This window comes from Limnohabitans sp., assembly GCF_017848645.1.
GTDB lineage: Bacteria > Pseudomonadota > Gammaproteobacteria > Burkholderiales > Burkholderiaceae_C > Limnohabitans_A.
Genome location: NZ_JAFEIF010000031.1, coordinates 13,983 through 28,515, shown reverse-complemented (window position 1 = coordinate 28,515; position 14,533 = coordinate 13,983). Strand labels below are relative to the sequence as shown.

The window sequence follows — 14,533 nt, the reverse complement described above, 5'->3', positions numbered from 1 at the left end:
TGCGCACCAGAACACCAACAGGCTGCCAAAATAGCCCTTTTATCCACTCCACAACGAGACAACCATGAGCCAAATCGCAGCCAAAACCTACGACGCCACCCCCGCCAAGAAAGTCGCCTTTTTGGGCTTGGGCGTGATGGGCTACCCCATGGCGGGCCACTTGGCGCGTGCCGGGCACCACGTCACCGTCTACAACCGCAGCGCCGCCAAGGCTGCTGCTTGGGCCGCTGAGTGCCCCGGCAACGCCACCGCACCCACGCCGCGTGAGGCGGCTGCCGGTGCCGACATCGTGTTCGCCTGTGTGGGCAACGATGCCGACCTGCGCAGCGTGGTCTTGGGGCCAGATGGCGCGTTTGCCGGCATGAAGCCCGGTGCGATCTTTGTGGACCACACCACGGCGTCTGCCGAAGTGGCCCGTGAGCTGTACGCCGAAGCCCAAAAGCTGGGTTTGCACTTTGTGGACGCACCGGTCTCCGGCGGCCAGGCGGGCGCACAAAATGGCCTGCTCACCGTCATGTGCGGTGGTGATGCGGCCGCTTTTGACGCGGTCAAGCCTGCGGCCATGGCGTTTTCGCGTGCCTTCACCTTGCTCGGTGCTTCGGGTGCGGGCCAGCTGGCCAAGATGGTCAACCAGATCTGCATTGCTGGTTTGGTGCAAGGCCTGTCTGAAGCCATTGCCTTTGGCCAGCAAGCCGGGCTGGACATGCACCAGGTGCTGGACGTGATCGGCAAGGGCGCGGCGCAAAGCTGGCAGATGGACAACCGTGGCAAGACCATGGCCGACGACAAGTTCGAATTTGGCTTTGCCGTGGACTGGATGCGCAAGGACCTGGGCCTGGTGCTGGACGAAGCCAAGCGCAACGGTGCCCGTCTGCCGGTGACCGCCCTGGTGGACCAGTTTTACGCCGATGTGCAAAAAATGGGCGGTGGCCGCTGGGACACCTCCAGCCTGATCCGCCGCCTGCGCTGAATCTGAGTTGATCCTCAGGGCTTGCGCAAGCCCAGCCACATGACCGTGGCGACCACCACCGCCGCCCCCAGCAATTGCATGGGGGCGATGGCCTGACCCAGCAGCGCCCAAGCCAGCACCAGCGCAAAGATGGGCTCCACGTTCATGATGGCCGAGTTGCCCACCACACCCAGCTTGGGCAGCACGGTGAACATGATGGTGAAAGCGGTGCCGTACAAAAAGGTGAGTGCGGCCAGCCCCCACCAACCGGGCATAGCCTGCGGCCACTGAAACCCGCCTTGCGTGAGCGCCACGCTGGCGGCCAGCACGCCCACCGTGGCCATGGTGGTGAAGGTGCGCAGACGTCCGTCCACGCCCACCGTCTCGTGCTGGGTGAGCACCAGCGCCAGGCCAAAGGTGGCCGATGCGGCCAGGGCAAAACCCACTCCCGCACCGATTTCAGCCCAGTGACGCGCCGCGCCCAAGCCCGAGGCCGCGCCCAGAACGTCCAGCGCCAAGGCCAGTCCGGCCATCATGACCGGCATGGCCCACAAGACAGCGCGTTCCGGTTGGTGACCGTACAAAATCCTGGCCCACAAGGCCGTGGTCAGCGGGTACGTGTTGAAGGCCAGCAAGGCCAGCGCCACCGGCAAGCGCGCCACAGCCGAGTAAAGGCACACGCTTTGCACCGCGATCAGCAGGCCCACCGCGCCCAAGTATTTGCGTTGCCCGGGCAAGACACGAAACGCCACCTTCTGCTGCCACAAAATCAGCGCCACCACGGTGGCCGTGATGACGCTGCGCACCGTCACCGCCGTCACCACATCCAGACCGTGGTTGAAAGCGGTGCGGGCGGCCACATGGTTGGCCCCCATCATGAAGGCGACCAGCAGCAAGGTGCCAAAGGCGGCACCGCTCAAGCGCGCAGGGGTGGTCAAAGCCATGCCTTCATGCCGCGGGGTAAAGCCCCAAACCCCTGGCATGCAGGCGGCTCAGGCCCAGCAGGGCGTCGGTGAAGGGCGTAGCCACACCGGTCAGCTGGCCCAACTCCTGCACCGAGGCCACAAGGGCATCGAGCTCGACCGGTTTGCCAGCGTCCACGTCTTGTAGCATCGAGGTGCGAAAGGCCCCGAGTTTGCGTGTGACGGCGTGGCGGTCTTCGGGGGTTTGCGCAATCGGGATGCCGATGTGCTCACCAATGGCCTTGGCTTCGAGCATGACGCTGGAGACAAAGCCGCGCACCAATGGGTCGTCCAGGATCACGTCGGTCGTGGCCCCGGTGAAGGCGCTGATGGGGTTGATGGTCATGTTGCCCCAGAGCTTGTACCAAACGTCTTTCTGGATTTGCGCGGATGCCGTGGCATTGAAACCGGCTTGCGTCAACAGCGCCACCAGGTCACGCAGGCGCGCTGTGTCTGCCCCAGAGGGTTCGCCCAAAATCAAACCGTTGCCAAAGTGGTGCCGGATCACGCCGGGCATGTCCACCGAGCAGCTCGCGTGCACCACACAGCCGATCACACGGTCGGCGGGGATGTGCTGGGCAATCACGCCCGACGGGTCTACCGATTGCAAAGTGGTGCCCGACAAGGAGCCCCCAAAGCCTTGCAAAAACCACCAAGGCACGCCGTTCATGGCCGTGAGCACCACGGTGTTGGGGCCGATCAGTGGCCCGATGCGCCGGGCCACGTCGGCCATGGCGGGGGCTTTCACGGCCACGATCACCAGGTCTTGCACGCCCAGATCGGCTGGGTTCTCGCGTGCCACCAAAGAGGTGCGAATTTCCTGGTCGCCTTGCAGCAGCACCAGGCCGTTTTGTTGCAGGGCTTCGAGTGTGGCGCCTCGCGCCACCGCGCTCAGGCTGCAGCCTTGCTGGTCCAGGTGCGTCCCGATCCAGCCGCCAATGGCGCCTGCGCCGTAGATACAGACTTTCATGCTCTCCACCCTTTGTCTTGCCGGTCAATTTGGCGCACCAGCGATTGAAATACGTCTTGGCCCGCGCCGTGGTTCGGGTTGAACTGCAAGGCGTCCCGAGTGCATTGATCGGCAACGGCCTCGGGCACCACAATGGGCTGGCCCATGCTCAGCGTGGCCAACTGAATTTCACAAGCACGCTGCAAAGTCCAGAGCACCGCAAAAGTCTGTGCCAAGGTGTGGCCCCAGGCCAGCAGGCCGTGGTTGCGCAGGATGACGGCCTGCTTGTCGCCGATGCTGCGCAGCAGGCGCGGCGCTTCTTCGGAGTGGATGGTGATGCCTTCAAAGTCATGGTAAGCCACCATGTTGTGCAGCTGGGCGCTGTAAAAATTGGTCTGCTGCAAACCGCCTTGCAAACAGGCCACGCCCACCCCTGCCGTGGTGTGGGTGTGCATCACGCAGTGCGCCCCGGCCAGGCCTTCGTGCACCGCCGCATGCACGGTGAAACCCGCCGGATTGACAGGGTAGGGCGAGCCATCGAGTTTGCGTCCTTGAACATCAATCTTCACCAGGTTGCTGGCCGTGACCTCGCTGTAATGCAGGCCAAAGGGGTTGATCAAAAAGTGTTTCTCACCCCCCGTGACGCTGTCGGGCAGGCGCAGCGTGATGTGGTTGTAGATCATCTCGGTCCAACCGAGCAGGGCAAAGACACGGTAACAAGCGGCCAGCTGCAAACGCGCTTGCCATTCGTCGGGGTGCACCTGCGCTTGCAGCGAGGGCACCAAGGGTTGGGGGGTGGGGAACATGTGCGGTTTCCTTGTGTTTTTGAGTGTCATCCAGAACCAGATCTTTGCCTTTGTCACCCCAAGCTCGTCACCCCGGACTCGATCCGGGGTCCATGTTGGCCACTGTGGTCAATTGGATGCCGGATCAAGTCCGGCATGACAGGGATTCATCGGTGTCAGATCCCACTTAATACGTTGCACCTTTGACGGGTGCAGTGGCTGGCAAGTTCGACTTGAAATGCGCCGCCAAATCCGTGGTGTGGCGCATCAAGAGTTGGGTGTCCAGGCCCACGGCCACAAACACCGCACCCAGTTTCAGGTAATGCTCGGCCAGGGCGCGGTCAGGCGTGAGGATGCCCGGGGCTTTGCCTGCTTTCAAGATGCGGGCGATGGCGTCTTCAATGGCCGCTTGCACTTCGGGGTGCGCGGCGTTGCCCACGTGGCCCATCGAGGCCGAGAGGTCGGCCGGACCGATGAACACACCGTCCACGCCGGGCGTGGCGGCAATCGCGTCGAGGTTCTTCAGCGCTTCGCGCGATTCGACTTGAACCAGGAGGCAAACCTCTTCGTTGGCTCGCTTGAAGTAATCGGGGTAATGGCCCCAGCGCGAGGCCCGTGCCCCAGCCATGCCGCGTACGCCGCCTTGCCCATCATCTTGCGGGTAGCGCATGGCCTGAACCAATTGCGCCGCTTGCTCGGCCGTGTCCACCATGGGTACCAAAATGTTTTGCGCCCCGAGGTCGAGGTATTGCTTGATGAGTGCCGTCTCGCCCACAGGCACTCGGCACACCGGGTGGTTGGTGGGGTAAGCGGCCAGGGTTTGGAGTTGGGCCTGGATGCTGCGCAGGTCGTTGGGCGCGTGCTCGCCGTCGATCACCAGCCAGTCAAAGCCCGCCAGGGCGCAGATTTCTGCGGTGTAGGCGCTGGCCAGGCCCATCCACAGACCGATTTGGGGTTGCTTGTTTTGAAGGGCTTGTTTGAATAAGTTCACAGGGGTGTTCATGGTGAAGTTCCTCTCGTTAAAGGCCAAATGACTCACAGGATGTTGGGGTCGGGGTGGCGGCTCGGGCGATGTGGCAAAGCGAAGCGCCTCTGAGCTCGGGCCGCCACCCCGGCCCCAGCAGCCTCCCGCTATCGCAAGACGAAGCCACTGCAGACGCATCCAAAGGCTCAAACAAACCGAAACTCCAGTTTGCCCAGCGGTCCGTAGTCCACTTCAAACACATCGCCCACTTTGGCCACCGCCGGTTTGGTGAACGAGCCGGCCAGCACGATTTCGCCCGCCTGCAGGTGTTCACCCCAGGGCGCGAGCTTGTTGGCCAGCCAAGCAATGCCCACAGCCGGGTGTCCTTGCACGCCCGCGGCCAGACCCGTTTCTTCGACCACGCCGTTTTGGCGCAGCACCGCACCGCACCAGGGCAAGTCGGTGGTGAGCGGGTCGACCCGCTTGGCCCCGAGCACGATGCCCGCATTGGCCGCATTGTCACTGATGGTGTCGTACACCTTGCGCATGACTTTGGTGTGGCGGTCGAACTGCTCGATGCGCGAATCGATGATCTCGATCGCAGGGGTCACATACTCGGTGGCCTCCAGGACTTGCTGCACCGTCACGTTGGGGCCGCGCAGTTCCTTTTTCAGGATGAAGGCCAGCTCCACCTCGACACGAGGCGCGATGAAATCGGTGAAGGGAATGTCGAGCACCTGACCGGGCGTGCAGGTGTAGAGCATGTCGTCGAGCAGCGTGCCGTAGTCGGGCTCGTCGATCTGGCTGGAGACTTGCATGGCGCGGCTGGTCAACCCAATTTTGTGGCCAATCATGGTGCGCCCTTCGGCGAACTTGAGCTGCATCCAGGCGCGGTTGATGCGGTAGCCGTCTTCGATGGTCATGCCCGGGAAGCGCTTGGAAAAATGCTCGATTTGCGTGCGTGATTTTTCGGACTGGTTGAGCTCGTGCGCGAGCTGTTGGATTTGGTCTTCGGTGAACACGGACATGGCTCAAACCTTGTTGAAAAGCGGATGAAGGTTGCTGTGCTTGGCGTCAAACACTTCGGGCCCGACGTCGATTTGCATCGTGATGCCGATGTGGCGCTGCGCCATCACGGGCGCGAAAAAAGCTTTGGCCACTTCGAGCAGGGTTTGCCCGGCGCGTTGCTGCACGGCCTCGCTGCGCCCTCGGCCCATGCGCAGGTTCAGGTACACAAAAGCGTAGTCGCCCGTGCCACCGGCTTCGCGCCCCGCTGCCCCGCCATCGGCCACCGCGTAATGCGGCGCAGGATAAGCCAGCACGCGGGTGCCACCGGTCGGAAAGACCTGTTTGCCTTCCTCGTCCTTGACGGTGAGCTTGGCGTCGGCCATCTGGCGGCACAGGCTGGTCATGTTGACTTCGGTGTCCAGCTGGCCGGTATAGAGGATCACGAGGTGGGGCATGCGTCGTTCTCCTCAAAGCCGGGTGCTGACGGCGGTGTAACCGGCGGCGCTGCTGGCCACGGCTTGGGGAATGTGTTCGCCTTTTTGCGGCGTCACTTCAAAAATGGCGTTCAGCTGTCCGGTACCCGAGGCGCCAAAGTAGGGCGTCACCATGTCCACGCCGCCGTCATAATCCGTCCAGCCCAAGGCGCCCATCAGCATGGCGGTGTCGTGCATGAAACCTTCGCCGTGGCCCTTGCTGGCGTACTCGGGCAGCATCTCGCAAAAGGCTTTCCACTCGCGCTGGTCCCACATCTGCAGCACCTGCTTGTCGAGCTGTTCCAGAAAGGGGCTCCAGATCTTGTGGGCAAACTCTGGTGCCAGGCCGTTTTGGGCAAAACGGTGCGAGAGCGAGCCACTGGCCAAAAACGCCACCTTGCCGTCGTAATGCTTTTCCACCGCCTCGCGCATGGCCCAACCCAGACGGGCGCTGTCGGCCAAGTAGTGCGAGGTGCACAAAGCCGAGACGGAGACCACCTTGAAGTGCTGGTCGGCGTTCATGTAACGCAGCGGCACCAGCGTGCCGTATTCAGGCTGCAAGGTGGTGGCGTCGTGCGCCAGGGTTTCCACACCGTAGTCGTTGGCCACCTGGGCGAGCAAATGACCCAGCACAGGGTTGCCGGGTGACTCAAACGCCATATTGCTGATGAAGTGCGGCAGCTCGTTGCTGGTGTACACACCCTTGAAGTGCGGGCCGCAGTTGATGTGGTAGCTGGCATTGACCAGCCAGTGGGTGTCAAACACCACCAAAGTGTCCACCCCCATGGCGCGGCAGCGGCGGCTGATTTCATGGTGGCCGTCGATGGCGCTTTGGCGCGTGCCAAAACGCGGGCCGGGAATTTCGCTCAGGTACATGCTGGGCACGTGGGTGATTTTGGCGGCGAGGGCGAGTTGTCCCATGGTCAGACCCCCCAATGCGGGATGTGGTGGCCGCCCAGGCTGACCGCCACGTTCTTGGGCTCACAAAACACTTCGTAGCTCCAGGTCCCGCCTTCGCGGCCGGTGCCGCTGGCCTTGGTGCCGCCAAAGGGCTGGCGAAGGTCACGCACGTTTTGGCTGTTGACAAAGCACATGCCGGCCTCGACCGCAGCGGCCACGCGGTGGGCTTTGCCCAGGTTCTCGGTCCAGACGTAGCTGGAGAGGCCATATTCAATGTCGTTGGCTTTTTCAATGGCGTCCGCTTCGTCCTTGAAGGGGATCAGGCAAGCCACGGGGCCAAAGATTTCTTCTTGGGCGATGCGCATGCGGTTGTCGACGTCGGCGAACACGGTGGGCCAGACGAAGTTGCCGTGCTTCACATGCGCGGGCAAATCGGCGGCGTAGCCGGGCTGACCCAGTCCGCCGCAGAGCATGGTCGCGCCCTCTTTGGGGCCCAGCTCGATGTAGCTGCGCACCTTGGCCAGATGGGCTTTGGAGATCATCGGGCCGACGATGGTTTTTTCATCGAGCGGGTCGCCCACGGTGATGCGTTTGGCGCGCGCTGCAAATTTGGCGGCAAAGTCGGCGTAGATGCTTTGCTGCACCAGGATGCGGCTGCCTGCGGTGCAGCGCTCGCCGTTGTTGCTGAAGATCATGAAGATGGCCGCATCCAGCGCGCGGTCCAAATCAGCGTCTTCAAAGATCACAAAGGGGCTTTTGCCGCCGAGCTCCATGCTGAACTTCTTGAGGCCCGCACTCTGCACGATGCGGTTGCCCGTGACGGTGGAGCCGGTAAAGCTGATGGCCCGCACATCGCGGTGCGAGACCAGCGGCTCACCCGCCTCTTTGCCGTAGCCGTGCACCAGATTCAGCGCGCCTGCGGGCACGCCCGCTTCGAGCGCCAGCTCGCCCAGACGTGCTGCGCTCAGGGGCGACAACTCGCTCATCTTGAGCACGGCGGTGTTGCCAAAAGCCAGGCACGGCGCGACCTTCCAGGTGGCGGTCATGAAGGGCACGTTCCAGGGGCTGATGAGCGCGCACACGCCCACCGGGTGGAACAGGGTGTAGTTCAGGTGCGTGGGCGTGGGGTAGGTGTGGCCGTCCACGCGGGTGCACATCTCGGCAAAGTAGTGGAAGTTGTCGGCCGCACGCGGCACCAGCTGCTTGCCGGTCTGGCTGATGGTCTGGCCGCAATCCCTGGTTTCCGTCTCCGAAATTTCTGGCACATGCTTGGTGATCAGGTCGCCCAACTTGCGCATGATCTTCGCGCGCTCGGTGGCGGGCGTAGCGGCCCACTTGGGAAAGGCGGCTTTGGCGGCTGCGACGGCGGCATTGACCTCTGCTTCGCCGCCCGAGGCGACTTCGGCCAACACCTCTTGCGTGGCGGGGTTGATGGTCTCGAAATAGTCGCTGCCCGCGACTTGGGTGCCGTTGATGAGGTGGTCGATTTTCATGGTTGTGCTTTCACGATGGTGTTGGTGAGTGCCCCGATGCTTTCGATCTCGGTGACCACCACGTCCCCGGGGTTCACATTGACGATGCCGTCGGGCGTGCCCGTGAGGATCAGGTCGCCGGGGTTCAGCGTCATGAAGCTGCTGAAGTACTCGATCAGCGTGGGCACATCGAACACCATGTCGGCGGTGTTGCCGCTTTGTGTCACCTGGCCGTTCACGGTGGTTTGCAATTTCAGGGCCATGGGGTTGTGGATATCTGCGGCATCGACCAACCAAGGGCCGATGGGCGTGCAGGTGTCTCGGTTTTTCACCCGCAGGTTGGGTCGGTACCAGTTTTCCAGGTAGTCGCGGATCGCGTAGTCGTTGGCCACGGTGTAGCCGCCCACGAAGTCGTAGGCATCGGCTTTCTTCACGCGGCGGGCGGTGTGGCCAATGACCACGGCCAGTTCGCATTCGTAGTGCATGTAGGCCACATCCGCGGGGCGCTTTGTGAGGGCCTTGTGTCCGATCAGCGAGGCCTCGCCTTTCATGAAGGCCAGCGGCTCTTCGGGGGCTTTGAAGGCGAGCTCCTTGGCGTGGTCGGCGTAGTTCAGGCCGAGCGCGATCACGGTGCGTGGCTGCGCCACGGGCACCAGTGGCGGCAACCAGACCACCTCGTCAAAATCCACGCGCAGGCCTTTGTGTGGGCCTTGGGTGATCAGCAACTGGCCATCGGACTCAACAGCCTGCTGGATGGCACCCGACCAGGCAATGCGTGCGTGTTTCATGTGGCCTCTCCCTGCACAGTTTGGACCGATGGGGCAAAACCGGGGGCGCTCAGGCACACCGTGTCACCCGCTCGGGCGCGGGGCCTTTGGCCATTGGCCAGCACATCGGTGCCCAACATCAGCACATCGCCCGCTTGCAGGCTCATGAACTCGCCCACATCGGCCAGCAGGCGCTCGACCGGGCGCACCAGCTCAGACAGCCGCACCGTCTGCACACGCTGGCCGTTGAGCTGCACCGTGATGCTCAGCGATGCCAGGTTCAGTTGGGTCCAAGGCACCGGGGGGGAGCCGCAGCCCAGATAACCATCGCGGCAACGGAATTTGACGGGTGGGCGGTAATAGCTGTCGTGCGGCACCGACCAGTCGTTGAGCAGGACCACGCTGTTCGGTGTGCCATGGTCGCCCATCACCAGGCCCAGCGTGGCACCGATGTCCACCTCTTTGACCCCGTCTTGCAGCATCAATGTGCCGCTCGGGTTGAAGGTGTTGGCCGATTTGACGTACAGCACGGGTGCCCGGGGTGGGCCTTTGTGCGGGTCTTGGGCCATGCGCGGGGCCCACAGGTCCCATTCACGCTGAAAATTCAGCAGGCAGCCGTACACGGTGCCCGCGGGTTGCCAATGTTTCATGGTGCAGCTTTCTTGTGGCGGGTGGACTCGGCGGGCTCGGTTGGCCCATCGCCCTCCAGGGCGATCAGTTGATCAAGCAGGCCATACAAATCCTGCAAGGCGGTTTTGCCCAGTTGCCCTTCCATCCAGGCGTAGTGGGCTTCGATGCTGTGCGACAAGGCCTGCACCTTGGCCAGCCCGAGCGCTGTGGCGCGCACCACCGTCCTGCGCGCGTCTTGCGGGCAGCGCTGGCGCTCGATCAGGCCGTCACGCGCCATGCGGGTGAGCACACCCGTCAGGCTGGGGCCCAGCAAAAACGCCTCTTTGGCCACACGCCCGGTCTCTACCCCGGCGCTGTTGTGTGCGTGTTCGCCCAGCACTCGCAGCACCCGCCACTGTTGATCAGACAGGCCGTGCTCGCGCAGGCTGGGCCGGGTGTGGCCCATGACCGACTCGCGCGCCTGCAGAAGCAGGCGGGGCAGGTTGCGGTGGATGAAGGGTGTGGTTGGCATTTATTTAATATGTTAATTGATTGGCGAGGGCTTCGTCTGCGTGTTTTCCCTTGTTTGTGCAAGTTGATGAACAGATGTGGTCTTGGGAATGGTGCTCTTATGGGGGTATAAATTGGTAAATATGTGTTATTTGGTATTGGTAAATGGGGCGCGAGACTAGAATCGAGCGCAATTGAACCTCTTGGCTGTCACACGGCAAGCCTTGTTCGCGGATTACTTTCATGGCCAGTCAGTCAACACACCGGATCACGCCGCAGGCTTGAACGATCGATGAAAAACCTCAGCCTCAAATTACAACTGTCCCTCGGTGCCATGGCTCTGGCCGTCGCGCTGCTGCTGGCCCAATTTGCCCTGCAGTTTCAGGTGATGCGAACAGACATCGTGCAGAGGATTGAAAAGCACGAGTTTCGCCAGCTGAGTGAATTGGCCAGCCACCTCGATGAAAAACTCCAGGACAGCATCAGCATGTTGGCCCAAGTGGCCCGCAATGTGCCCATGGCTTCGATGGGACAGCTGGACAGCCTTGAAAAGTTTGTCCAGGACGAAAAGGCTTTGCTGACGGTGTTTGACGATCTCTATGTTTTCGACGCCAAGGGTGTCCTTTTGGTCGACTGGCCGGTCAAGCCAGGGCGCAGGACGCTGGACATGTCGACCCGCGACTACATACAAGGCGTCATCAAGACAGGCAAGCCTGTGATTTCCACGCCCATTCTGGGGCGGGCCACACAACAGCCCATTGTGGTCGTGGCCGCGCCCATCAAAGACGCCAACGATCAGTTGGTGGGCATCATGGGCGGGGTTCTCAACCTTTACAAGCCCAATTTGTTGGGCTCGATTGCCAGCCGCAAGAACGGCGAGACCGGCTACTACTACCTGGTCAGTCAGGACCGTCTGCGCATTGCCCACCCCGATCCAGCGCTGATTTTCAAGACCGTCCCGCCCAACAGCGGCAACATCCCGTTTGAAAATGCCATGAAAGGCTTCGAAGGCACGCAAGAGGGCTACAACACGCGCGGCGTCAAGGGCTTGTTCACCTTCAAAAAACTGGCGACCACAGGCTGGATTGTGGCTTCTGTGGTGCCCTCTGCTGAGGCCTTTGCGCCTGTGGAAAACCTTTACCGAAAAATGCTGGGTCTCAGTGGCCTGTTGCTGCTGGTGATGGTGCCATTGCTGTGGATTTTTGTGGCACGCGTGGTGCGGCCTTTGGATGGTTTGGCCCAGGCCATGCACCAGACGGCTGCCCGCATGCGCGATGGTCAGGTCGTCGCGCCCATTGCCCAAGTGGGCGGTCATGAAATCCAGACGGTTACGCACGCTTTCAATGAATTCGTGGATGCGCGCATCCACGCCGAAAAAGATCTGGCCAGGGCGCGCGATGCCGCGCAAGCGGCCAATGCCTCCAAGAGTGACTTTCTGGCCAACATGAGCCATGAAATCCGCACGCCCATGAACGGCATTCTGGGCATGACCGAGCTGTGCCTGCAAACCCGTTTGACGGCTGAGCAAAGAAGTTACCTGGACATGGTCTCGACATCGGCGCACTCTTTGCTGGCCGTGATCAATGACATCCTGGACTTTTCCAAAATCGAGGCGCGCAAGCTCAGTCTGGACCCGCACCCGTTTTCATTGCACAGCCTGATTCGGCAGGCCACGCGCACACTGTCTTTGCGGGCCAGTGAAAAAGAGCTCGAACTGGTTTGCGATTTGGGAAGCGACGTGCCCGACGAGGTCATTGGTGACCCCCTGCGCCTGCAGCAGGTGATCACCAATTTGCTGGGCAATGCCATCAAATTCACGGCGCAAGGTGAAATTTTGCTGTGCATCAAACCCATGGTCACCCCGCCTAACCGCGATGGCGTCTGGCTGCAGTTCACCGTCAAAGACACCGGCATCGGCATTGCGCCCGACAAACAGGCCCTGATTTTTGATGTGTTCACCCAAGCCGACTCCAGCACGGTGCGACGATTCGGCGGCACAGGCTTGGGCCTGGCCATCAGCCGCAGCCTGGTGCGCATGATGGGGGGCGACATCAGCGTGAGCAGTCAACTCGGGCATGGCAGCGCCTTCAGCTTCAATGTGCAGTTGCACACCTTGGTCGATGCGTCTGCCAGCGCGCAATCCTTGGCCGCAACCTGGGCCGGTCAAACGCTTTTGCTGGTGGATGACAACGCCAGCAGCCGCAAGGTACTCAGTCACCAACTGCAAAACTTGGGTCTGAACACGGCCGCCGTGGACGGCGCTGCACAGGCGCTGCATTCGCCCCAGTTGCGCCAAGCCCGATGCGCCCTGATTGATGTGAACATGCCCGACATCGATGGCTTCGCTTTGGCCGCGCAGTTGAGGCAGCTGTTTTCAGCGGCGCAAATGCCCATCATCATGATGGGGGCCCTGAGCGAGCAAATCAGCCAGGAGCAGTTGGACCCGCAAGGCATTCAGGGCTTTCTGGTCAAACCGATCGACGTCAACGAAATGGTGGGTGTTTTGAACGGCTTGACGCAGACCATGGCCACCTCTGCATCCGTCCCCGCTCCCGCGCCCGCGCCCTCTTTCAAATCGCAGCGCATATTGCTGGTCGAAGACACGCCGATCAACCAGACCCTTGAGACCATTTTGTTGCAGCGCATGGGCTACGAGGTCAGCATCGCCAACAACGGCATCGAGGCCATCGAAGCTTTTTCAACCCGTGAGTTCGATCTGATCCTGATGGACATCCACATGCCCGAAATGGGCGGGGTGGAAGCCGCTGAAATCATCCGCACGCTGGAGAAAAACCAGCAACTCAAACGCACGCCCATCATTGCCGTCACGGCCAATGCCCTCAAGGGTGACAAGGAGCGCTATCTGGCCGCAGGCATGGACGGTTATGTGTCCAAGCCCATTGCCGTGGATGCGCTGCGCCATGAAATCAGGGGTTTGCTGCGCGAAGAGTTTCCTCGCCAACTCGCGGCCTGACAGCTTGGGGGTGTGCAGACACACGGCGCAGGCATTAAAGTGCGGCCATGTCACAACTCCTCCAACACTTGGGTCTTAAAGCGCCCATTTTTCAGGCCCCCATGGCGGGCGCACAAAACCACCGCTTGGCTTTGGCCGTGTGCCAGGCCGGGGGGCTGGGGGCTTTGCCCGCAGCCATGCTCAGCCCGGACGCCTTGCAGGCCGAACTCCAGGCGCTGACGGCAGCCACCCCTGCGCCCTACAACGTCAACTTTTTTTGCCATGCGCAGCCCACGCCGAATGCTGAGCGTGAAGCTGGGTGGCACAAGGCCCTGGCGCCGTATTACAGCGAGTTTGGCTTGGACGCATCCCCAATGCCAGGGGGCCCAGGGCGTGTGCCCTTCGGGCACGACAGCGCCGATGTGCTGGAGGCGTTTCGCCCCGCGGTGGTGAGCTTTCACTTTGGCTTGCCCGCGCCCGATTTGCTGGCGCGCGTCAAAAGCTGGGGTGCATTCGTGCTGTCATCGGCCACCACGGTGGCAGAAGCCCGCTGGCTGCAGGCGCACGGCGCCGATGCGGTCATCGCCCAGGGGCTGGAGGCGGGTGGGCACCGGGGCATGTTCTTGACGGACGACCTGAGCACGCAAATGGGCACTTTCGCCTTGTTGCCCCAAATCGTGCAGGCTGTGGATGTGCCGGTGATCGCTGCGGGCGGTGTGGGCACGGCCCAAGCCGTGGCGGCAGCCCGGCAGTTGGGCGCTTCGGGGGTGCAAATCGGCACGGCCTATTTGTGCAGCCACGAAGCGGGCACCAGCCCGTTGCACCGCGCCGCCTTGCAGTCACCTGCTGCCCAGCACACCGCCTTGACCACCTTGTTCAGCGGCCGTCCGGCGCGCGGCATCGTCAACCGCCTGATGCGTGAATTGGGGCCTTTGAATGAGGCGGCCCCTGCATTTCCTCTGGCCACTGCGGCCATCGCGCCTTTGCGGGCCGCCGCCGAAGCACAAGGCCTGAGCGACTTCACGCCCCTGTGGTCTGGCCAGAACGCATCGAGCGCGCGCAGCCTGAGTGCGAGTGACATCACGCGCGAGTGGGTGCAGGCTTGGCTCAGCGCATCCTTGCACGAAGGGACGGGCGTCGGAGCCTGACTGCGCAGACGGGTGTTGACGGCCTGAAGCTTTCAGGTCTGACGCACCTGCGGCATGCGTCCGACACACGCCCCCGCCCAAAGG

14 protein-coding genes are annotated in these 14,533 nt (G+C 62.2%); 3 read left to right on the top strand and 11 right to left on the bottom strand.

The features are described from left to right. The first annotated feature begins 64 nt into the window (after nucleotides 1-64). Entirely contained in the window at nucleotides 65-970 is a 906-nt protein-coding gene (locus QZ190_RS07560; RefSeq protein ID WP_291915167.1) for an NAD(P)-dependent oxidoreductase, read from the top strand. A gap of 14 nt (nucleotides 971-984) precedes the next feature. Here QZ190_RS07560 and QZ190_RS07555 read toward each other — a convergent pair whose 3' ends face one another. The 11 genes from QZ190_RS07555 to hpaR all read right to left on the bottom strand — a co-directional run bounded on the left by QZ190_RS07555 (nucleotide 985) and on the right by hpaR (nucleotide 10,370). Next, entirely contained in the window at nucleotides 985-1,893 is a 909-nt protein-coding gene (locus tag QZ190_RS07555; protein ID WP_291915166.1) for a DMT family transporter, read from the bottom strand. A gap of 4 nt (nucleotides 1,894-1,897) precedes the next feature. Then, on the bottom strand, nucleotides 1,898-2,881 hold the full coding sequence (locus QZ190_RS07550; protein WP_291915165.1) for a 2-dehydropantoate 2-reductase: 984 nt from the start codon (nucleotides 2,879-2,881) through the stop codon (nucleotides 1,898-1,900). Continuing rightward, nucleotides 2,878-3,666 (bottom strand): class II aldolase/adducin family protein, encoded by a 789-nt coding sequence (locus QZ190_RS07545; protein ID WP_291915164.1) that lies wholly within the window; start codon nucleotides 3,664-3,666, stop codon nucleotides 2,878-2,880. Before QZ190_RS07545 ends, QZ190_RS07550 begins: the two co-directional genes overlap by 4 nt. Before the next feature lie 166 nt (nucleotides 3,667-3,832). Then, the gene (gene hpaI, locus QZ190_RS07540) at nucleotides 3,833-4,648 is read right to left on the bottom strand and encodes a 4-hydroxy-2-oxoheptanedioate aldolase (protein ID WP_291915163.1); all 816 of its coding nucleotides are present in this window, start codon (nucleotides 4,646-4,648) and stop codon (nucleotides 3,833-3,835) included. 167 nt (nucleotides 4,649-4,815) lie between these two features. Continuing rightward, complete coding sequence (gene hpaH / locus QZ190_RS07535) at nucleotides 4,816-5,631, bottom strand: 2-oxo-hept-4-ene-1,7-dioate hydratase (RefSeq protein ID WP_291915188.1); 816 nt, start codon at nucleotides 5,629-5,631, stop codon at nucleotides 4,816-4,818. 9 nt (nucleotides 5,632-5,640) lie between these two features. Beyond that, nucleotides 5,641-6,072, bottom strand: coding sequence for a 5-carboxymethyl-2-hydroxymuconate isomerase (locus QZ190_RS07530; protein WP_291915162.1), 432 nt, complete (start codon nucleotides 6,070-6,072; stop codon nucleotides 5,641-5,643). A gap of 12 nt (nucleotides 6,073-6,084) precedes the next feature. Beyond that, the gene (gene hpaD / locus QZ190_RS07525; RefSeq protein ID WP_291915161.1) at nucleotides 6,085-7,011 is read right to left on the bottom strand and encodes a 3,4-dihydroxyphenylacetate 2,3-dioxygenase; all 927 of its coding nucleotides are present in this window, start codon (nucleotides 7,009-7,011) and stop codon (nucleotides 6,085-6,087) included. Between the two features lie 2 nt (nucleotides 7,012-7,013). Next, nucleotides 7,014-8,483, bottom strand: a complete 1,470-nt coding sequence (gene hpaE / locus QZ190_RS07520) for a 5-carboxymethyl-2-hydroxymuconate semialdehyde dehydrogenase (RefSeq protein WP_291915160.1) — start codon at nucleotides 8,481-8,483, stop codon at nucleotides 7,014-7,016. Beyond that, complete coding sequence (locus QZ190_RS07515) at nucleotides 8,480-9,250, bottom strand: fumarylacetoacetate hydrolase family protein (RefSeq protein ID WP_291915159.1); 771 nt, start codon at nucleotides 9,248-9,250, stop codon at nucleotides 8,480-8,482. The genes hpaE and QZ190_RS07515 overlap by 4 nt, the downstream gene beginning before the upstream one ends. Next, entirely contained in the window at nucleotides 9,247-9,879 is a 633-nt protein-coding gene (locus QZ190_RS07510; RefSeq protein ID WP_291915158.1) for a fumarylacetoacetate hydrolase family protein, read from the bottom strand. The genes QZ190_RS07515 and QZ190_RS07510 overlap by 4 nt, the downstream gene beginning before the upstream one ends. Beyond that, nucleotides 9,876-10,370: a homoprotocatechuate degradation operon regulator HpaR gene (gene hpaR / locus QZ190_RS07505; protein ID WP_291915157.1), complete on the bottom strand. Its 495-nt coding sequence runs from the start codon at nucleotides 10,368-10,370 to the stop codon at nucleotides 9,876-9,878. Before hpaR ends, QZ190_RS07510 begins: the two co-directional genes overlap by 4 nt. Nucleotides 10,371-10,640: 270 nt before the next feature. On the opposite strand from hpaR, the gene QZ190_RS07500 reads away from it, so the two are divergent. Both QZ190_RS07500 and QZ190_RS07495 read left to right on the top strand, forming a co-directional pair. Next, on the top strand, nucleotides 10,641-13,322 hold the full coding sequence (locus QZ190_RS07500; RefSeq protein WP_291915156.1) for a response regulator: 2,682 nt from the start codon (nucleotides 10,641-10,643) through the stop codon (nucleotides 13,320-13,322). Nucleotides 13,323-13,369: 47 nt separating this feature from the next. Further along, nucleotides 13,370-14,449 (top strand): nitronate monooxygenase, encoded by a 1,080-nt coding sequence (locus QZ190_RS07495; RefSeq protein ID WP_291915155.1) that lies wholly within the window; start codon nucleotides 13,370-13,372, stop codon nucleotides 14,447-14,449. Nucleotides 14,450-14,533 lie beyond the last annotated feature (84 nt).